Below are 21,443 nucleotides of genomic sequence, written 5' to 3'. Positions count from 1 at the left end.
GCGCTTTTTTATCATTTTTTCATGTATTAAATCAGCGGCCTTTAAGGATACGGTAACATTTCCTCAAGGCACGGTAAAATATGTTTTTTCTATTGACTGCGTCGATTAACACGTTGAAACGGTCATGTGCCCAACCATCTCGTTGCTGAGAGATAAGAAACTCCAGCTTTTCATTGATGGTGCCGAGGGTGCCAGCATCCCCCATATTCCCACTATTACGGTAAAAGGCAAGATCGCGTTCCAATTTATTAATCTTGTCCATGAAAGAGGGCAGCAATCCCATCGTATACTGGACTTGATTACCTGGAGTCATGAATGGACGATAGCTGCGGAAATTATTCTTTGATTTATTACCACTGATCAGCATGCCTGTGTTAGCAACGCGATACCAGAATAATGGTTCAGGAATAACCTGCATTTTATAGCCTGCCAACGCTACACGGCAGAAAAACTCCCAGTCTTCATGACCAATACCATAATCTTCAGTAAATCCATGCAGACTATCAAAAACGTCCTTTTTTACCATGGCATTAGCATCGCCAAAGCAATTGGCAAAACTGGCTACGTTGATGTCAGCACCCAAAGGCAGCCAGCAATCCTTCATTTTTCTAAATGGCGACGGGAATTCATCACCGTAGATCAGATCGCTTGGCGTTGTTAAGACATCGCTGCCTGAGTGGATTGCCGCCTTAACAAACATCTCAATTTCGTCAGGTTTGGCGACGTTATCGTCATCCATGAAAATCAGGTACTCACCCGCTGCGTGTTTTGCGGCCAAATTCCTTGCTGCGCCCAAATAGTTATTTGAGCTTTTAATGATCTTCCAGCCTCTATCCGTGAACTCTTTATTAATCAGGTTCAGGTAACGATGAGAATCTTCTTTTACGCTGCCATCATCGACAAGAATAACCTCAAAATTCGAATAGGTTTGTGTCTTGAGGGAAGCTATCGCCTGCTGCAGTAAATGGCACCGATCGTGATGAACCAAACAAACAGTCACTAATGGCTCAGGATTAACGCCTGGGGCAATTTCACGCGTCTTGAAATCTTCTTTAAGTTTAGCCACCCATTTTTCTTTAATCTCTTCGACAGATTCTGAAAGCTGCGAAGCTATGCTCAAGTTATCAAGTCGAGAGGCTATTTTTAGATAAAGTTCACCGGGTGTCGGGTTAAAGATAATATCAGGATGGTTTTCCTCGGGGATTAGCTCTTTGATGCCGCCAACGGAAGAGGCGATGAAGTTCACGCCACCAATAAGACTTTCATAAACCGTATAAGGCGAGTTCTCTACCAGCGAAGGAATGACTACCAGAACATTTTCTTTCTTTATATATGCGTCAGCCTGGGTGCGATCGTAATCGGTAATGATGTTAACTTTTACTTTGATCTTATCCGTTTTTTCACGAATATGTTCAATCGAATTAAAGTTATCCGCCGTCACACTTTTACCTAGAAACGTAACAGCCGATACCTTTTCTAATTCATTATCTTTTAAACTCTGTAAAGCGCGCAGAAAAATGTCCAGACCCTTACGCGTTTCAAGACGGCCGAAGAAAACCAACTCCGCCCCTGAGGCCTTATTTTTCTTACTGCGGGGGCGAATAAGCTGATCATCTTCTTCTTGTATAGAGAAGGGTTCGCAGTTAAAGATAACCTGGCTGCGCTCCGGCAGAACCCATTTCTTATCTTTCATCCAGTCTAAAAGGTATTGGGATGGGCTAATAACCTGATCTGCCATCTCAACGACCTTCTGCTCCATGAAATACAATTCCATGTGATTCTGATCGTAAGGCAATTGATAATTGCCCTCATCGGCCCAAAGCGTCGAACTATGAGTATTAACAATAAAGGTTGTTTTTTCAAAGAACAAACCCTGCTCCTTACTCAGGAGCGAGTAATACAAATCGGCCTGCCATTCACAGCTAATGACGACCTCATACTTATCATTGTTTTTTAACCAGTCATATACAGTATAGCTTTTTCTTCTAAAATAAGGAGCGTCAATATTAACCTCGCTCAATGATGGAAGAACAATAAGATTAACCTTATGCTCACTGTATACATCAATCCAATAATCAATATTTTTATCACCTGATTCAGAGTAATCACCACAGGTATAAAGAACATCGATATCGAATCCCTCCTTGGCCATATTTACTGCCAGAGAGGTAAATGCTGTGCCTATTCCCCCATTACGAATTGGACCTTCAATGTCGGGAGTAACAATAAGAACTTTCTTCATTCTAAACTAATCCTTTTAAATCATTTATTGTCTAATTTAATTATTATTATTATAATTTAGTAACAAATATATAGTTGTTGATATGAGAACAAAAATTCAGTACGGTACATACTATCTCTATGCGAAGGAGCGTGTTCACAGTACTTTCAACTATTATGTTATTGCGAAACGCGGAGTTACATGATGTTACATAAAAACGAAAATCCACTGACCCTATTGTTAAAGTCATATTGCGAAAATTACCGTTTTATTTACAAAGCCAATCCAGGAAACGCAGGTGATGGCGTCATCGCTGCTGCGACGTATGATTTCCTTGAAGGAAATAATTTTAACTTTTCGCCTTATGACGCCACGGAAAATTACACACCCGAAAGAGATATATTACTCTTTGGCGGCGGCGGAAATCTCATTGAAGGTTATTACGCAGAAGGTCGTGATTTCATACGAGACAATATTCATAAATTTGCAAAAACAATTATATTCCCATCAACAATAAATGGATATGAGGACTTTTTTGAAGCCAACAAAAACTCATTATTTATTTGCTGCAGGGAAAAAATATCTTATGCAAAATTATTGAAGTTAGGTTATATTCCTAATGAATCAATTATATTGACTCATGATATGGCATTTTATCTTAATAAAGAAAATTACGTAACTTCAATCGTTGCGAAAAAAAAGGTAGTTTCCTGTTATAGAACAGACTCCGAGTCATTAACAAAAGAACATCGGGAAAATAATTACGATATATCGCTCACCTGGAACGGTGACTTTTGGGATAACGTGCCTCTTGCCAGAAACTCAACACGTTCTCTGATCAGCTTCTTACAAGAGTATAAAACTGTGAATACCGACAGGTTGCATATTGCTATCTTAGGTTCACTACTTGGTATGGAGGTCAACTTCCATCCTAACTCTTATTATAAAAACGAGGCTGTTTATGACAATTCGTTGTTGAATTATTATCCCAAGACTTACTTTATGAAGAATTCGTAATTTTTATATGAAACCGCCGGGTTTCCCCGGCGGCTTTACTAAAGGCGGTTAATTACTCCATCCATTCGGTATGGAATACACCTTCTTTGTCGATACGCTTATAAGTGTGGGCACCGAAGTAGTCGCGCTGCGCCTGGATCAGGTTGGCAGGCAGTACTGCTGAGCGGTAGCTGTCGTAGTACGCGATGGCTGCAGAGAAAGTTGGCGTTGGGATGCCGTTCTGCACCGCATAGGACACCACATCGCGCAGCGCTTGCTGATATTCATCAGCGATCTGCTTGAAGTATGGTGCCAGCAGCAGGTTGGCGATGTCGGCATTGTCTGCGTAAGCATCGGTGATTTTCTGCAGGAACTGAGCGCGGATGATACAACCGGCGCGGAAGATCTTGGCGATATCGCCATAGTGCAGATCCCAGTTATTTTCCTGAGAAGCCGCTTTCAACTGAGAGAAGCCCTGCGCGTAAGAAACGATTTTGCCCAGGTACAGCGCACGGCGCACTTTCTCGATGAACTCAGCTTTGTCGCCGCTTACTGGCGCAGCTTTAGGACCGGTCAGCACTTTAGACGCGGCAACGCGTTGGTCTTTCAGTGAGGACAGGTAACGCGCGAAAACGGATTCGGTGATCAGCGACAGCGGCTCGCCCAGATCCAGAGAGCTCTGGCTGGTCCATTTGCCGGTGCCCTTGTTGGCCGCTTCATCCAGGATCACATCGACCAGGTATTTACCTTCTTCGTCTTTCTTGGTGAAGATGTCTTTGGTGATGTCGATCAGGTAGCTGTTCAGTTCGCCTTTGTTCCACTCGGCGAAGGTCTCAGCCAGCTCTTCGTTGTTCAGGTTCAGCGCCTGTTTCAACAGGGAATAGGCTTCTGCGATCAGCTGCATGTCGCCGTATTCGATGCCGTTATGCACCATCTTCACGTAGTGGCCGGCACCGTCAGCACCGATGTAGGTCACGCAAGGCTCGCCTTCGGCAACCGCAGCGATTTTCTTCAGGATTGGCGCTACCAGCTCATATGCTTCTTTCTGGCCGCCAGGCATGATTGAAGGCCCTTTCAACGCACCCTCTTCACCACCGGAAACGCCGGTACCGATGAAGTTGAAACCTTGATCAGACAGTTCGCGGTTACGACGGATGGTGTCCTGATAATAGGTGTTGCCACCGTCGATCAGAATGTCACCTTTATCCAGGTGCGGAGTCAGGGAAGCAATGGTTTTGTCTGTCGCTTCACCCGCTTTCACCATCAGCAAAATGCGGCGTGGTTTTTCCAGCGATTCGACAAACTCTTCGACGGTGTAGAACGGCGCCAGGTTTTTACCCGGGTTCTCAGCGATAACCTCGTCAGTCTTGTCGCCTGAACGGTTAAAGATAGAAACGGTGTAACCACGGCTTTCGATGTTCAATGCCAGATTGCGGCCCATTACCGCCATGCCGACAACGCCGATTTGTTGCTTGGACATTTAGGAACTCCTGTCTGAGGATGACCCTGTTAACAACTTTGGCCAACAGGTTTTGTGATGTGGCACACATGTTAACTCAGGATTGAGCAGCGTGGGTAGTGATTGGTGCGATAGGCTTTGCAACAGTCTATAACCACTCAAAAATCATACAGTCTGGTTAACAATTTCCGCTTCGCCAGGTAAATTTTCTCACGCCCTTCAGCGTGATCAGCGCGTCTTTCAACCAGCAACTGTGCTATCGAGTCCGCAGAAACCTCAGGCCTGGCCATCGGCCAGTCAGACATCTGCTGCAGACTGGCAAATTTGTTATCATAGTAATCTGACCAAGACAGAGAGATGCCCGCAACGCCCAAACTGGCGGCAATGACTTGAAAGTGAAAGCGCGAACTAATACAGAAATCATTAGTGGCGAACTGCAGGCCATCGCGCCAAATATCCTCAAAACGAATAAACTCAGCCTGCGGAAAACACTGCCTTATCTGTTGGAAAAACACGCCATCGGAACCTGGTCTGAATTCATAAAACCTGATCGCGGTATCCGGATGCTGCTTACCGAATAAGGAAACCGCCTGCTGAAGTACCGCCAGCAAATTTTCTGTCAATACGCCATTTTCAGAAAGCTCTGTATGAATGCATAAATGCAACGCAGGCTGTTCGCGCTCGATCAAGCGCCCTATAGGATGATCGGGGAAGGCAAAGTAATCATCGCCGGTGAAACTCAAAGCAGGAATATCGAACGGCTCCAGCACGTCGAAACTGGCTCGATCACGCACGTCAAAGTAATCGAACTGACGAATAGAGGGCGAAAGTTTATTAGCATTGTCGGCAGACAGTGGCTGCAATCCTAAGCCGGTGGCGTAACAGACCAAGTCGTGTTTCTTTGCGAAGTAGGCCGCAAGCTCCATAAGGCGAACGTTCGCGCCCCATAGCTCATTAATATAGCCTCCCCCCAAGAGATGGATGCTGTACGCGCCATCAAATATCTTTCCCATAAGACGTTCGCGAGAAGGAAGCGTGTAGGAATCGGCAAACTTTTCCTCAACCGACCCTTCATCACCCAGGGCCTGTACCAGACGCCAGACATAATCCACGCATCTGGCAGTTGGAAATAATTCCGAGGCGACTACGGAATCAACCGCATCAAGGTAAATAGTACAACCGGGAAACTTTTCCTGGAGATAATCCACCCAATAACGCGTTAACATATCATCGCCAAAATTTGGCATTCCGGCAGCGGAAATCAGGTAAAACACTTTATTTTCAAGGGGCTGAGCGGGAATATCCTTATTGTGCCTTTTCGTCCATCGCTTTGCGAAAAAAGCCAAAATGAGACTCCTGTATTTCGGTCAAAAATTAGTAACCTTCAGCAGAAATAGCCCTTTGATAGAGTTTTAGAGTGTCGTCAATGACCAAGGACGAGGCGAACTTGTTTTCAATGCGCTTTCTGCCGCGCACCCCCATCTCGACTCTTTTACTGGGGCTGGTAAGCAAATGCTCCAGTTTTTCCGCCAACAGAGCGATATTGCGTTTCTCCACCAGGCTGCCGGTGTATTCATCGATAATCAAACTCTGGCATCCACCAACGTCATACGCGATGCAGGCGCGCCCTACTGACGAAGCCTCCAACAGGATGCGTGGGATACCTTCGGAATAAGTCGATGGAAGCGCAACTACATTAGAGGCTTTAATCAAGCTGTACACATCGCTGCAACGGCCGAGCCAGTTAATCAAACCCTGCTGATGCCATTCTTCAATCTGCGACAGAGGTATCGCATCCTGATCGTCACCTATGGAAATACCCGCCACGTTGAGCACAAAATCGACACCTTTAAGTGCCAAGCGTTTTTTCACCTCAACCAGATCGCCCAGCCCTTTACTCCAGAGCAAACGGCTGGCGAACAGAACAATCGGCTTTTCGCGATTTATTTCCAATGAATAGTGGTAGATTTCCGGGTTGATGCCCGCACCGTCAATCACTACTGTCTGATTCTTATTGACCTGGGTCAGCTCGATCAAACGATCCCTATCGTGCTCGTGTTCAAAGGCAAGCAACGATTTTTTATTTTGAAAAATATACTTATAGGAATGCAAGGTGAGCAAACGAATGATGTTCATAGATAATTTATCTTCCATAAACACCCGTCCCAAGCCGACAAAGCCCAAGATAATAGGTTTGTTATAGAAGCGGGCAAAGAACCCCCCCATCAAACAAGGTTTGATAGTGATGCAATGAAGCACATCGGGGTTGATCTTCTTGAGCAATCGCCACACTTTGAACAATGAGCCGACAAAGTGGAACGGGTTAATGGATTGCTCAGAAACTGAAGAATTGTGACATACAAAGCCTTTCTCTGTCAGTTTTTGCAGGATATCATCCCCTACAAAGTGACTGACAACATGTATTTCATAGCCTGCCGCTTTAGCGGCAAAAGCGCGTTCAACCCAGTGCAGATCAAAGTACCAGTCTGAGTTGATAAAATAACAAATCTTTTTCATTTAACTCTTACCGGCTAATGTTGTTTACCATTTTTACCTGATATACCGTCAACAATACCGCGAACTACGTATCTAATATATTCCGCTTTACGCTCTTGGGATGTAAAAGAAAGTAAATATTTTGCAATACGTAGTGCGATAGCACCTACTGAGTATGGTCTTTCATTTTTTCTGAACAATGCCCTTGAAAGGAGCAGATTTCTTACCAGATAGTAGACCTTCCAGGGTGGATTGATTCCCACACTCGCAGTCGGCACATCGTGTAAAAACGTCAGCTCGGGTGAGTATCGGATACGATACCCTCGTTGACTTAACCTGTAAGAGAAGTAAAGATCATCATAATAAATAAAAAGCTCAGGCCAAATTGATTCGCGATTCGCGCTTAAAACGTCTTTGCGAATTATTGCGCCAACAAACGAAAGTGTCACCACCTCAGACGCATGTTGCTCATCGGGGAGGTAATTTTTGGGCCTGAGAATATACTCGATGGTCTGCACCATCGAGGTAGGCATGGTGCTATAGGGTACGTTCATTTTACACAACGCACCCTGCATATCCACCACACGGCAACAATAAGCGTCGTAGCCTGATTCAACCACGGCAGAAAATTTCTCGATCAGCCCTGCCGTTGGGTAAGCATCATCATCAAACATAAACACCCAGTCGGTGTTTAGGTTCTCTGCAATAAACTCAGCCCCCAGCTTGAAGCCACCAGCCCCTCCACCGTTGCTTTTGGCACGTATCACATGGAGGCGCGTATCATCAATTGCATTCAACCATTCAAAAGTATTGTCGGTAGAGGCGTTATCAACGATGACAATGTGCTGAAAAGGCAACGCTGCCGTCGCTGCCCAGCAGTGTTTTAGTTTTTCCAATCGGTTGAAAGTAACAATTAACGCCGTTGCATTCATCTGACGCTGACCGTAAACGCTGGCATTGAGCGTGCTGTTTCAAGACTTTCCAGATAGGTCTCAGCCGTTTTCAAAGCCTCGGCAATAGTCACGTCCATATCCAGGTAACGATAAGTCCCCAAACGACCGATAAAAGTGATGTTTTTTTCTTGCTCAGCCAAATCAACATACTTCGCCAACAGGCTCATCTCACCGACCTGGCGGATAGGGTAATAAGGGATATCATCCGCCTCACAGGCCCGACTGAACTCTTTGTAGCATACCGATCCGTCATGTTGTTCCCAGGGTGAGAAGTATTTATGCTCTGTAATACGAGTATAAGGCACTTCTTGCTCGCAATAGTTCATTACGGCGCACCCCTGGTAGTCCCCTTCCACGGTAAAACGCTCAAAATCGAGGGTCCGATAGCCCAGACGACCGAACTGGAAGCCGTAGAAAGCATCCAACGGCCCGCTGTAAAACACGTGATCATATTGCGCGCGTGTTTCCGTCTGGTATGCGGTACTCAGAGACACCGAGATATTAGGATGATCAAGGATACCTGCAATCATGCTGGTGTATCCGTCTTTCGGCATACCCTGGAATTTATGATTGAAGTAATTATCATCATAATTAAATCGAATCGGTAAACGCTTCAGGATTGAAGCCGGCAATTGGGCTGGTGACATTCCCCACTGCTTGATGGTGTAACCTTTGAAAAAGGCCTCATACAGTTCTTTACCGACAAAACGCAGTGCTTGCTCTTCAAAGGACTGAGGATCCGTTATGCTACTGTCGCCTTTTTCGGCAATTAATGCTTTCGCCTCTGTAGGCGAACAGGTCTTTTTAAAGAACTGGTTAATGGTATGCAAATTAATAGGCAGAGAGAAAACCTGACCGTTCACTGTAGCCTTTACGCGATTGACATAAGGCATCATGGTGGCGTATTGGTTCACAAAATTCCACACTCGCTCATTATCGGTATGGAAAATATGTGGGCCATAGATATGTACCATTACATCAGTTTTCTCATCACGGGCATCGTAGCAATTACCTGCAATGTGCTCGCGACTATCGATGATTTGGACTTTATGTCCTTGCTCAGCCAATTGGCGACCAATAACCGCGCCAGAGAAACCAGCGCCAACGATTAAAACATTTTTGCTATTCATCAGTATGTTACCCAAGTATTACACGTCTAACTTTATAATAGTACTTCGTCAATGTGTTGCGGCGTACAGTTCCTTTTGGTGCCAACTTGTTCAAGGCAGGCATCAGTAACCTTTTGACCTTTGTCAGATTTAGTACGGGTACATGATGATCTTTCGGCTTGCTGCCCGGGAGCGCTACTGAAGTCACTAATCGTTCATAACTCTCAAATGCCCAGGGTGTATTTACGACATTCTTGTGATAATTATCAAAGAAATCAACATGTCGATTGTTCCAGGGTTTATTCTCCCCGGCAAAGTGAATCATTTTAGGGTTTTTACGTGCCTTGAGGAAACTCGTATACGTGGCAAAACGCAAGTTCGGGAAGAAATCATCAGTATTACCGTTGCCATGGTATACGTTCCATTCTAATGGCAGATAATGTACGCGCCCATGGAATACCTGATTCATAATATCCTGATCCAGGAACCAGTAGGTCTTGCTTTTCAGGGCATCCATCAGACTGGAAAAGGTATTCTCTTTATTCATCTGAGCGATATTGAATACCAAAATTCCGGCCTGGAAATAACCATCCGGATTAGCCATACCCAGTGAGGTTGACAGATATTGTTCCGCAGGCATCACGCCATCGCTGGATTGCGACATGGCGCCAAACATGACGAAACCTTCCATTACAATATCTTTTACTGCAGCAACCAGATTATCTTCCAACGGTACCGTCATCAACTCCGCCAGATCGCTTTCCACGACAGTATCGGAATCGATAAAGATAACTTTTTCAAAATCAGAGAAAAGTTTCGGAATAAATAAACGGGCATAGGTTGCAGCACTAAAGTGTGCACGCGTAAATACGCTTTTTATTTCGCTGAAAGCATTAACATCAAAGAAACGCAGGCTAATATTTTCATGTTTGGAAACCAATGTGAAAAAGCGTTCTTTATTGGCTAAAGAAACACCATTTTCCAACACGACCAAATCGTAATTCAGTTCCGGATTGGCATTGGCAAGAATGGAGTGAATCAACGCCCCGCCGCTAATCGCATAATTATTATCAAAACAGATTACTACCGGCACATTTTTGACTGAAAATGCAGGTTTCAATTTAGCATTAAAAGTTTCCTGCTGAATAAAGGTACGCTGTAGCTCTTTGATTTTTAATTCACGCGCATCAATCTGATAATTGATGTAAATATTCAGCAACCTTTCTGAAATATGACCTACAACCCGTTTCTCTTGATTATTATAATTTTTAAACCGGATTTTTTCTTCTAACTTATCAAGAATGGCGAACAACCACTTTGAATAGTCATCAAATATGTCTTTCCTCATGACAAACATATTTGTGTAATAACCGTCTGATGCGTTATTAAATTTATCTGCCGCGTTCTTGTACTCTGGATAAAGCGTATTCAGAACGTCCAATGCAGCATCATAGTCTTCAATATGAAGATAATTGGATATCTTATAATGCTGGTAGTTATTTTTACTACCCGCAGCGCTGACATCCCACTTTTTCGGCAAAATAACATCAACGCCGTCTAAACATTTGGTAATATCAGCGTCGTTTAATCCGTATTGATGTTGGTACTGCTCGTCAATTTTCTCATAATTGACCACACCCCAATTATCCTCCGGGGCATGTTGATCTTCAGAAAAATTGAAATGACGACGATAATGCATAAAGCCGATATAATCGGCTGGCGCGGCATTTTTCCACACCCAATAATGGGCAGTCAATTCACAGTAGAACGGATTTTTGAATGAAATATTATCGCCGGTATCATCACCTGGGCAACCAATCTCATTTAAACTATTTGCCTTTCCTACATGAATCGGTTGGATTAATGCAGAGTCTAGAAAAGCACTTGGCTTATGATGACAAGTGTAAATTTTAATATTACTCATTTGTATTACCTAAAGGTTACCTTGTTCATAAACATCAAGCCATTGCCTCTTTATAATGAGAGATAACCGTTTTAGCATCTCCAATTTCTCTCATTTTATGGTTTTCTATCCAAATGACCTTGTCACAAATTTTCTCAACATCGGCAAGATTATGACTCACAAAAAGAATAGTGACACCTTTTGCCTTAAACTCACTGATGGTATTTAAGCATTTGCGTTGGAATGAAATATCCCCCACGGCCAAAACCTCATCGATAATGAGAATATCAGGATCAACTTGGGTGATCACAGAAAAACCTAACTTGGCCAACATACCGCTGGAATAAACACGAATGGGCTCATCAATGAAATCCCCCAATTCAGAGAACTCAATAATCTTATCGAGTCTTTCCTTCAACTCCTTACGGCGCAGCCCTAATAAAGTTGCATTGAGACGGATATTTTCACGGCCGGTCAATTCAGGATGAAAACCGCCCCCCAACTCCAACATGGAAGCCACGCGCCCTTGTACGCTAACCGTACCCGAGGTAGGCCGCATCACGCCGGCTACAAGCCCCAAAGAAGTACTTTTTCCAGCACCGTTTCGGCCTATCAGCGCAACTGATTCACCCTTTTGAACCTGAAAACTGATGTCGCCAATAGCCAAATAGCTACGTCCCCGTAGCAGGTTGAACGCGCGGCGCGGATTAAAAATTAACTCTTTAATGCCAGATCCAATATGATGATATAATGGATAGCGCTTAGTCACATTTTTAAATTCGATAGCTATGCTCATTATAGAATCTCTGCAAACCTGTACTTCAGCTTATTGAATATACTAACGCCAATGATAATAAACAACAGTGCATATCCGTATAGCATACCAACCTGTTGATAATCTATGACACCATTCATGAACAGATCACGCCAGCTCAATATCATATTGGCCAGGGGGTTATAATCAATCAGGAATTTGTATTCTTTTGGAATCATATCTCCGGAGTAGAGAATTGGGGTGCAATAAAACATCAGCATAATACCCAGGGTTACAAACCGCTCCAAATCACGGAAGAAAAGATTCAATGTTGATAACATCATGGCAATACCGAAAGTCATCATCATTTGCGCCAGGCCTATTAATGGAACACCCCAAAGCCAATCAATAGATGGTCGCATGTCATAGACATAAAGAAATACGATAATAACTGGAATCGTACATAAAAAATGCAAACACTCCATTAACACATTACTGAATGGAATAACCGAACGAGGGAAAACGGTCTTTTTAATGATTTGAGCATTTGCCAGAAAAGAGTGTAACGAGTTTGACGTTGAACTGGCGAACCATTGCCAAGGAAAAAGTCCAGTAATAATAAAAATAGTATAGTTAGGGATTTGAACCCGCATGACCAACTTAAATATAAAATAGTAGATCATGGCAAACAGCAATGGGTTAGCAATTGACCATAAATAACCAAAGAAACTACTTTTATATCTTACTTTTAATTCTTTCTCTGTAATGACCGCAGCCAAATCCCAGAGGTAACCTAGACTATACTTCATATAAAAACTCGATTTAAGATTAAAATTCCCTAACATCTGAAACGTAATAGCATTTCAACCGGTGCAGATCTTGATGAGAAACACTTACCTACGACTGGCTCGAAGGAATCAAGTACTGCTCAATTTTAAACGATATTTTCAACCACGCTACCGCCCCTGGCATTGCTGCAACCAGAGTACATTTGAGATAACTCACTGATTTTTATTAAAATAGCAAACTGCGCACGCCCCTGCTCGCTTTCGCTATAGTGGCCCCAACAGCCTCTCTATTACGGGTCTGGGTGCTCGTTAAGTTACATCCAACCGCACCCTATTGCTCTAGGAATAGGCTGGATTCACCGTCATCAAGTCACGTGTAAGGCTTAGTCTTGCAGCATTCCCTTCAGCCACTCGGCGAACGCAGCTCCCTGCACAGGGTGACGAACGCCATACTCTACGAACGCTTTCATATAACCCAATTTATCGCCGCAGTCATGAGAACGCCCCACCAAAGCAAAAGCATCAACCGGCTTTTGCTCCATTAGCATAGCGATGGCATCGGTAAGTTGAATCTCACCGCCAGCCCCGTAAGGCGTTTTTTCAAGCAACGGCCAAATATCTGCAGCCAAAACATAGCGGCCTACGACTGCCAGGTTGGATGGCGCTGCATCAAGCTCCGGTTTTTCTACAATCGCGTGCATTGGCACACTTTCACCCGGCGCAACCACAGCACCTCGGCAATCCACCACCCCGTATTTGGAAACATCCTTATCTGGCACCGGCTCAACCATCACCTGACTGTGACCGCCCTGATCAAAACGGGCTATCATACTGGCCAGGTTATCTCTTTTCAGGTCGCTGGCAACATCGTCCATTAAAACATCAGGCAGAAGCACAGCAAAGGGTTCATCGCCAATTAAAGGCCGGGCGCACAGAATCGCATGACCCAAACCTTTGGATTGCCCCTGGCGGACATGCATCAGCGTGACGCCTTTAGGGCAAATCGATTGGACTTCCTCCAGCAGTTGCCGCTTGACACGCGACTCCAGCATGCTTTCCAGTTCAAAGGACGTGTCGAAATGATTCTCGATGGCATTTTTAGATGAATGAGTTACCAGAATAATTTCTTTGATGCCGGCAGCGACACATTCATTCACGATGTATTGGATGAGGGGTTTGTCAACGACTGGCAACATTTCTTTAGGAATAGCCTTTGTTGCCGGTAACATGCGGGTGCCAAGACCTGCAACTGGAATGACAGCTTTAAGCATTTATGTGGAGACTCCCAACTACTTTAGTTTCATTAACACAACACACCAAATGTTTACCGCTGTGGCCCATAGTTCCGTTCGCCAATCTTGGGTGTATTGCCAAAATGATGTCAATTTTCTTCGCGCTGAAGTATACACCTATGTTGAGGGTTAATACATTAACACCACATAGACGACCACTTACTTGCCTATCAGTTAGCCTGAACACAACCAGAAAATCAAAGTAAGTTGATGAAAAAGATAAAAAAGACTGAATCCGAGCCTATTTTTGGCGACAGCATTAAGTCAATTATATAGATATAGAAAGTATCTGCTTTCGAACAAATATCAATCACAATAAATAGCCAGAACATAGTAACCAATGTTACAAACACGCCTATTTATTGAGAATGATTATTGCTTAATTTATTCAGCCCATAGGCTATAAATATCAACGTACTGTTAATAAACAAAAAAGCCCACAAAACAGGGGCTTTTGAAGATTATTTGTACGTGAGCACGGCCTTAGCGTTTATTACCGTATCCTTGCGGGTTGTTCTTTTGCCAATTCCAGGTATCACGCATCATGTCATCAATCCCGCGGCGCACTTCCCAACCCAACTCCTGGCGCGCCAGGTTGGCATCAGCCCAAAATGCCGGCAGATCGCCATCACGACGCGGCAAAATCTGGTAAGGGATGTTCACTCCCGAAGCCTTTTCAAAAGCCTGTACCATAGCTAAAACAGAGTAACCAACTCCAGCGCCCAAGTTATACGCTTTGAACCCATCAATCTTATCCAAGTGGTCCATCGCCATCAGGTGACCCTCGGCCAAATCCATAACATGGATATAATCGCGTACGCCGGTACCATCTTCAGTCGGATAATCGCCACCGAATACACCCAGTTTTTCAAGTTTACCAATGGCAACTTGAGAAATGTAAGGCAACAGGTTATTTGGGATACCGTTTGGATCTTCACCGATCATCCCCGACTCATGGGCTCCGACTGGGTTGAAGTATCGCAGGGCAATAATGGAGAATTGAGGCTCGGCCTTGGCGAAGTCCTGTAGAATTTGCTCCACCATCAGTTTCGATGTGCCGTAAGGGCTGGTGGTACCGCCGATCGGCGTGGTTTCAACATAAGGAACAGGGGAATTGGCGCCATAGACCGTTGCGGAAGAGCTGAAGATGAACTTGCTCACCCCTGCGCGACGCATTTCTTCCAGCAACACCAGAGTACCGGAAACATTATTTTGATAATATTCAAGTGGCTTGCGAGTTGACTCACCGACGGCTTTCAGACCGGCAAAGTGGATCACGGCCGAAATCTTATTCTCGTCGAAGATATTGCGCAAACATTCACCATCCTGAATATCGCCCTGGTAGAACGTTGCCGCTTTGCCAGCCAACTGTTCGACGCGGTGCAACGACTCCTCTGATGAATTCGACAGATTATCCAGCACAACGACATCTTCGCCACGCTCCAACAAGGCCAGCACGGTATGAGAACCAATATAACCGGCACCGCCGGTGACTAAAATCGCCATAACAACTCCTTATACGCGCCTATGGCGCTAAAGATATAAATTTTAACGCCCACCATGACGTTCATTCAAACAAACAAGGCTGCAAATAGCAGCCCTGTTCTGATGCAACATCGTGGTTATGACATCAGCGAGACAGCATCGCCAAAATTTCGTTTGTTTTTTCTTGCATCAACGCTACATCCGCACGTGACTCAACGTTGAGACGAACTACCGGTTCGGTATTGGATGAACGCAAGTTAAAGCGCCAATCGGCAAATTCCATGCTGATCCCATCGGTGTAATCTACCTCACCGGCCTGGGCCAGGTAATGTTGCTTCACGCTTTCAATTGAAGCTGCCGGCTGCGACAGTTTGATATTAATCTCTCCAGAGGACGGATAAGCTGCAATCCGATCCTGCACCAGTTGCCCCAGCGTCTGGCCCTTGACACAGACCAGTTCAGCCACCAGCAGCCACGGAATCATGCCGCTATCGCAATAAGCAAAATCGCGGAAATAGTGGTGGGCGCTCATTTCGCCACCATAAATGGCATCTTCAGAGCGCATACGTTCTTTAATGAAGGCATGACCCGTTTTTGACATCACCGGAACGCCACCAGCTTTATTTACAACATCGATAGTGTTCCAGCTCAGGCGCGGATCATGAATGATTTTTGCCCCTGGTTGTTTTTGCAGAAAAGCTTCCGCCAGCAGGCCAACAATATAGTAACCTTCGATGAAATCGCCTTTTTCATCAAACAGGAAGCAACGATCGAAGTCGCCATCGAACGCGATCCCCATATCTGCACCCTGTTCACGCACGGCATTAGCAGTATCTGCACGACACTCGGGCAATAACGGATTAGGAATACCATTCGGGAATGTGCCGTCCGGCTGATGATGGACCTTAATAAACTCCAATGGAACATTCAGGGCCTTAAGAGATGCCTCAATCGCATCGATTGCATGCCCGGCCGCGCCGTTGCCTGAGTTGATAACCAGTTTCAACGGCTTAAAGTTTTCAACATTTACATAAGACAACACATGCTGAACATAATCAGTCAACACGTCCTTACGCACATAGCTACCGCGTGTAGCGACCGGTGCGGGGAACTCATTGGTTTCCGCCAGTTCCTGAATTGCCCGTAATCCGGTATCTCCGCTGATCGGGCGTGAACCTTCACGAACCAACTTCATTCCGTTATAGTCGATGGGATTATGACTGGCTGTCACTTCTACGCCGCCGTCAGCTTTCAAATGCGAAGTGGCGAAATAAACCTCTTCAGTCCCGGTCATGCCGATGTCGATAACGTCGGTACCGGCGTCCTGTAAACCTTTCGCCAGAGACAGTTTCAAACTCTCGCTGGTCAGACGCACATCGCTGCCCAAAACAATGGTCTTCGGCTTCAAAAACTCGCCATAAGCACGCCCTATGCGGTAGGCAATATCATCATTTAATTCTTCACCTAATTTACCGCGCACATCATAAGCTTTGAAACATGTTAACTTTTCCATCGCCAAACCCTTTAATTAAACTCTGCCATACCGATCGTGTAAACGCTCAATGTCATCTTCTTCAAGGTAAAATCCCGATCGAACTTCAATAATTTCAAGATCGATTTTTCCAGGATTCTCCAGCGTGTGGACGCTGCCGGCCGGGATGAATGTCGATTGATTTTCTGATAAGAAGAATTCTTTGTCTTCAACATTCACTTTTGCCGTACCACTGACGACCACCCAGTGTTCTGCGCGATGAAGATGACGCTGTACTGACAGCCCTTCACCGGGACGGACAATAATTTTTTTGACCTGGAAATGCTCACCGCTGTCGATATCGCAGATCTTGCCCCATGGGCGATAAGACGAGGAATGTTGGCGGAAGTGATGAAGATTGCGTTTCTTAAGTTCATCAACCACTTTTTTGACATCTTGAACGCGGTCTTTAGTCGAGATCAACAACGCATCATTGGTGTTGATTACGATCAAATCATCCAAACCGATGGTCGCCACAAGAGCTGAATCCGAGGAGATGTAGTTATTGTTGGAATCGATAGAGATAATCTGCCCAACGTTGACATTCCCTAAACCATCTTTTTCGGAAACCTCCCATAAAGATGACCAAGACCCTACATCACTCCAGCCGGCATCGATAGGAATGACCACCGCATCACGCGTTTTTTCCATGACCGCATAGTCAATTGAGTCACTTGGGCAGTGCTTGAATATTTCCTGATCAACGCGGATAAAATTCATATCGCGCTGGCTGTCAGCCACGGACTGTTGCGTAGTGTTAAATATTTCAGGGCTAAACTGTTGCAGTTCTTGCAGGAATTTGGCTGTTTTAAACATAAACATACCGCTGTTCCAGCTATACTCGCCGCTAGCCAGATACTCGACAGCTTTCTCCAGACAAGGTTTTTCAACAAACGAGTCAACCTTGAAGCATTCGTTAGAAAGAGCCTTACCACGCTTGATATAACCGTAACCGGTTTCCGGATGCCCAGGAATAATACCGAAAGTCACCAAATTATCTTCGGTAGCATGCTGAATTGCGGTTTTTATCGCCGAGTGGAAATTATCAATTTTTTTAATCAGATGGTCAGCAGCCAACACCAGCAGCATGCTGTCCTCATCTTCTTCCGCAGCCAAATGTGCTGCCAGCGCTACGGCTGGGGCAGTGTTACGCCCAACGGGTTCTAAAATGATATTGGTCGCCAGTTGATCGATTTCACGCAGTTGTTCAGCGACTAAAAAACGATGCCCCTCATTGCAAATAACCAATGGGGCGGCGACTTCCACGCCATCGAGCCCGGATAAACGTTGCAAAGTTTGTTGCAACAGGCTAAATCCACTGTCATCAATGGATAAAAACTGCTTAGGAAACGATTCGCGCGACAGCGGCCACAGCCGGCTACCAGTACCGCCAGCCATAACCACAGGAATTAGTTTTGCCATTATTAACCCTTTACTCAGTTGTCTTTCTCATAAACGAGTGCGCCATTTATCGCCAGCTGACCCCTTAACTATAAAAACCCTTCATCTACACAACGGTTACGTCTGTTATGCCAAAACCAACGCTTACCCGGAGCTGGCTGGAGCTCTAAAGAGATATGCGAATACATTCATCGAAAAATGGGCCATCCAGGGTGACGATAGAAGCACTATTGACAGCTAACATAACGTATTCATGCAAAAAAGAGCAGCTTGACGCTGCTCTTTCAGATTAATACTTATGGTCACTACGCAGCGGAAATTCTCTAGCGATTATGGGAAAAATACTGCGCCACACGTTTTACATCATGTTCATCCAGGGTACCCGAATCACTTAACAGGGTGATCCAAGCCTTGATATAGGTATATTTCGCCGACGCCAGGTCCTTCTGCGCACTGTATAGTTGTTGTTCCGCATTAAGCACATCTACGTTGACGCGTTGCCCCGCCAGCACGCTTTGCCGGGTAGCCGTGACCTGAGTGGTCGCCGACTTAACCGCCAACTCGTAAGCAGCCAGCTTGGCGCGACTGCTGATGCACAGGTTGAACTGCTTGCGTAAATCATTCAGCGTGGTGCCCGTCTGGGCATCCATTTCGAACATCGCCTGTCCATAGCGTGCGGCGGCCTGTCGGGTTGACGCCGAAACGCCGCCACCGGCATAAATGGGTACGCTGACCTGCACGCCAATACTGTCGGTACGATACTTCTGATTCACCGTGTTATCGCTGCTGGAGTCATTTTCTGAATGTGAGGCGTAAAGCTGCACCTGGGGCATAAAACCTGCGCGATTTCTTTCCACTTCATACTTCGCCGCATCAACGCCATGGCGAGATGCCGCCAACGTCGGGTTATTTTCCAGAGCGATCTTTTGCCATTCCTCAAACCTGGAAGGGATGAGCGGCGCCACCTGGAACTTGCCTGGGCGCAACGTTTGCAACTCATCCAGTTGGTTGAGCGGGACACCAATAATCACTTCCAACTCGCGTTGAGCGGCATCCAACGCATCACGCGCTTCAATCTCCTGCGCCTCGGCCAGGCTATAACGCGCCTGGGTCTCCGAAACGTCGGTAATGGTGCCTTCGCCGGCCCCCATTAAACGATCGTTCAGCGTCAACTGCTCTTTATAAGCCGCCTTCTGCGCAGAGGCCAACGCGATCTGGTCTTTCGAGTAAGCCACCTCCACGTAGGCGGAAATCACCCGCACCGCCAAATCCAGGAACTTGCTGCGATAACGTTCGTCAGACATCAATGTCTGAGCAACACCGGCTTTGTAACGCGCATAAGCCTCATAGTCGAACAATGGTTGCGTCAGCGTAATCGAGCTGGAATAGCTGCGATACTGCCTGCGCTGGGTGACTTCGCTAACATTGCCAAAAATGTCACTCGACGGATATTTTTGCGTCTGCCAGTTTCTCGGCGAGTTCTGGTAATTGCCCGATACCTTCGGCAGCAGCCCCGCCCTGCCGATATTTTCGTTTTCGTCTCCTGCCTCTTTCTCTTTTATTGCCGCCCGGAAGGTCGGATCTTTTTCAAGTGCCAGCGAATATGCGTCTAGAATCCCTATCGAATGAACCGGCGCAGATATCGCAAACAAGAGGGTACTGATAGCAAGGCCAGCAACCTGTCGTTTAAATTGAATCAAAATTATTCCTCGGTTAATGAAGTATGAGCGCGATCCAAAATAGGTTTAAACAGATAACTCAACAGTGAGCGCGACCCCGTCTTCACAAACACCTCAACAGGCATACCGGGTTTGATGTCTTCCCCATTCAGCATCTTCATGCCTTCTGGCGTTACCGTAACCTGCATCTGGTAGTAGGGCTCGCCGTTGGCTTTGTCCACCAGCCGATCGGCGGAAACCAACGTCACCGTCCCCGGAATTTTCGGGGTCTTGTTTTGGTTGAAGGCGGTAAACATCAAATCCACCGGCAACCCGTTGTACACTTTATCTACCAGTTCTACCTTGAGGCGAGAATCCACCACCAGCGTAGCCTGGCTGGGTACAACGTCCATCAGGTGGTCACCCGCTCCCACGACGCCCCCCTGAGTAAAGATGTTTAATCCGACCACGGTGCCATCCACCGACGAAGTGATGGCCGTGTTACCGAGCTCAAAATTCGCCATTTCAAGTTTATTTCTGAATTCGCTGGCATCCATTTGGGTCTGCGCCAACTGGGTTCTGACCTCACGCTGATAATCGGCAAAGCGTTGGTCGATCCGCTGCTGAGACTCTTGCAACTGTTTTTGCAGTTGGCCAATTCGCCCGATGGTTTCATCGATGCTGCTGTTCACCTCGGCAAACTGGCGCTGAACTTCCAGATAGCGGTTACGCGGTAAATAACCGTCCGCGGCAAGTTGCTTCATGCTGTTCATCTGCTCACGCAGACTGGAAAGCTGGATCTGTTTGTTAACCCGTGAATCCTGCAGGCCCTTTAACTGGAAACGTATGCCATCCATTGACTGCTTATAGCCGTCAATTTCGCTTTGCAGCCCCAGGCGCCGGGAAGAAAACAACTGTGTTTGCAATGCAATAATTTCGGCAACGCGTGGCTGATCTTTGATTTGCTCAAAAACGGGGGAAAAAGTGACTTTGCTTAATCCATCTCGCTCGGCGAGTAACCGCCCTTCCGAAGCCAGCGTGGTGTAGTACTGGTCACGCAGCGAAGCGACCTGAGCCTGTGCCTGCACCTGGCTCAATTGCACCAGCACCTCGCCGGCTTTAACCTTGTCACCTTCTTTAACGGCGATATTTGTGATAATGCCACTGGCTGGCGCCTGCACTGTTTTACGGTTGCCGGAGACGGTAACGGACCCCGGTGCCGCAACCCCTTTGTCCAAAGGCGCAAATGCTGCCCAGGCCAAAAAGCCAAACAGGCCAAACCCAACCACTAACCATCCCATGCGGGTGAAACGCCGTTCATCCTGAGGGATCTGCTCTGAATACGAGTCTTGCGGCTCGCCAATGTGCGTAGACATACCAACTCCTTTGACTGCAGA

The 21,443-nt window shown here is 45.9% G+C and carries 16 protein-coding genes; 1 reads left to right on the top strand and 15 read right to left on the bottom strand.

From position 1 onward, the window contains the following. Positions 1–31: 31 nt before the first annotated feature. Positions 32–2,242: a glycosyltransferase gene (locus tag JK621_RS06665; protein WP_212559139.1), complete on the bottom strand. Its 2,211-nt coding sequence runs from the start codon at positions 2,240–2,242 to the stop codon at positions 32–34. A 180-nt stretch (positions 2,243–2,422) separates the two neighbouring features. Here JK621_RS06665 and JK621_RS06660 point away from each other — a divergent pair, with 180 nt between their 5' ends. Further along, on the top strand, positions 2,423–3,238 hold the full coding sequence (locus JK621_RS06660) for a polysaccharide pyruvyl transferase family protein (RefSeq protein WP_249337147.1): 816 nt from the start codon (positions 2,423–2,425) through the stop codon (positions 3,236–3,238). Positions 3,239–3,290: 52 nt separating this feature from the next. Here JK621_RS06660 and gndA read toward each other — a convergent pair whose 3' ends face one another. The 14 genes from gndA to JK621_RS06590 all read right to left on the bottom strand — a co-directional run bounded on the left by gndA (position 3,291) and on the right by JK621_RS06590 (position 21,422). Continuing rightward, entirely contained in the window at positions 3,291–4,697 is a 1,407-nt protein-coding gene (gene gndA, locus JK621_RS06655) for an NADP-dependent phosphogluconate dehydrogenase (protein ID WP_062870323.1), read from the bottom strand. Between the two features lie 137 nt (positions 4,698–4,834). Beyond that, positions 4,835–6,022, bottom strand: a complete 1,188-nt coding sequence (locus tag JK621_RS06650) for a polysaccharide pyruvyl transferase family protein (RefSeq protein WP_212559138.1) — start codon at positions 6,020–6,022, stop codon at positions 4,835–4,837. 28 nt (positions 6,023–6,050) lie between these two features. Further along, positions 6,051–7,193, bottom strand: coding sequence for a glycosyltransferase family 4 protein (locus JK621_RS06645; RefSeq protein WP_212559137.1), 1,143 nt, complete (start codon positions 7,191–7,193; stop codon positions 6,051–6,053). Between the two features lie 14 nt (positions 7,194–7,207). Next, positions 7,208–8,104: a glycosyltransferase gene (locus tag JK621_RS06640; protein ID WP_212559136.1), complete on the bottom strand. Its 897-nt coding sequence runs from the start codon at positions 8,102–8,104 to the stop codon at positions 7,208–7,210. Next, a complete protein-coding gene (gene glf, locus JK621_RS06635; protein ID WP_212559135.1) occupies positions 8,101–9,255 on the bottom strand; it encodes a UDP-galactopyranose mutase in 1,155 nt (384 codons plus the stop codon). The genes JK621_RS06640 and glf overlap by 4 nt, the downstream gene beginning before the upstream one ends. A 7-nt stretch (positions 9,256–9,262) precedes the next feature. Continuing rightward, complete coding sequence (locus tag JK621_RS06630; RefSeq protein WP_212559134.1) at positions 9,263–11,158, bottom strand: DUF4422 domain-containing protein; 1,896 nt, start codon at positions 11,156–11,158, stop codon at positions 9,263–9,265. A gap of 34 nt (positions 11,159–11,192) precedes the next feature. Then, a complete protein-coding gene (locus JK621_RS06625) occupies positions 11,193–11,933 on the bottom strand; it encodes an ABC transporter ATP-binding protein (RefSeq protein WP_020438762.1) in 741 nt (246 codons plus the stop codon). Continuing rightward, positions 11,933–12,700 (bottom strand): ABC transporter permease, encoded by a 768-nt coding sequence (locus JK621_RS06620; RefSeq protein WP_212559133.1) that lies wholly within the window; start codon positions 12,698–12,700, stop codon positions 11,933–11,935. The genes JK621_RS06625 and JK621_RS06620 overlap by 1 nt, the downstream gene beginning before the upstream one ends. 362 nt (positions 12,701–13,062) lie before the next feature. Then, on the bottom strand, positions 13,063–13,950 hold the full coding sequence (galU, locus tag JK621_RS06615; protein ID WP_212559132.1) for a UTP--glucose-1-phosphate uridylyltransferase GalU: 888 nt from the start codon (positions 13,948–13,950) through the stop codon (positions 13,063–13,065). Positions 13,951–14,454: 504 nt separating this feature from the next. After that, positions 14,455–15,477, bottom strand: a complete 1,023-nt coding sequence (gene galE / locus JK621_RS06610) for a UDP-glucose 4-epimerase GalE (RefSeq protein ID WP_212559131.1) — start codon at positions 15,475–15,477, stop codon at positions 14,455–14,457. A gap of 124 nt (positions 15,478–15,601) precedes the next feature. Next, complete coding sequence (gene cpsG, locus JK621_RS06605; RefSeq protein WP_212559130.1) at positions 15,602–16,969, bottom strand: phosphomannomutase CpsG; 1,368 nt, start codon at positions 16,967–16,969, stop codon at positions 15,602–15,604. A gap of 15 nt (positions 16,970–16,984) precedes the next feature. Then, positions 16,985–18,409: a mannose-1-phosphate guanylyltransferase/mannose-6-phosphate isomerase gene (locus JK621_RS06600; RefSeq protein ID WP_212559129.1), complete on the bottom strand. Its 1,425-nt coding sequence runs from the start codon at positions 18,407–18,409 to the stop codon at positions 16,985–16,987. Positions 18,410–18,711: 302 nt separating this feature from the next. After that, positions 18,712–20,088, bottom strand: coding sequence for a TolC family outer membrane protein (locus JK621_RS06595; RefSeq protein WP_212559128.1), 1,377 nt, complete (start codon positions 20,086–20,088; stop codon positions 18,712–18,714). Positions 20,089–20,090: 2 nt separating this feature from the next. Beyond that, positions 20,091–21,422: an HlyD family type I secretion periplasmic adaptor subunit gene (locus JK621_RS06590; RefSeq protein WP_212559127.1), complete on the bottom strand. Its 1,332-nt coding sequence runs from the start codon at positions 21,420–21,422 to the stop codon at positions 20,091–20,093. Positions 21,423–21,443: the final 21 nt, after the last annotated feature.

The organism is Serratia plymuthica (assembly GCF_018336935.1).
Classification (GTDB): domain Bacteria; phylum Pseudomonadota; class Gammaproteobacteria; order Enterobacterales; family Enterobacteriaceae; genus Serratia; species Serratia plymuthica_B.
This window is presented reverse-complemented; position numbering and strand designations above follow the sequence as displayed.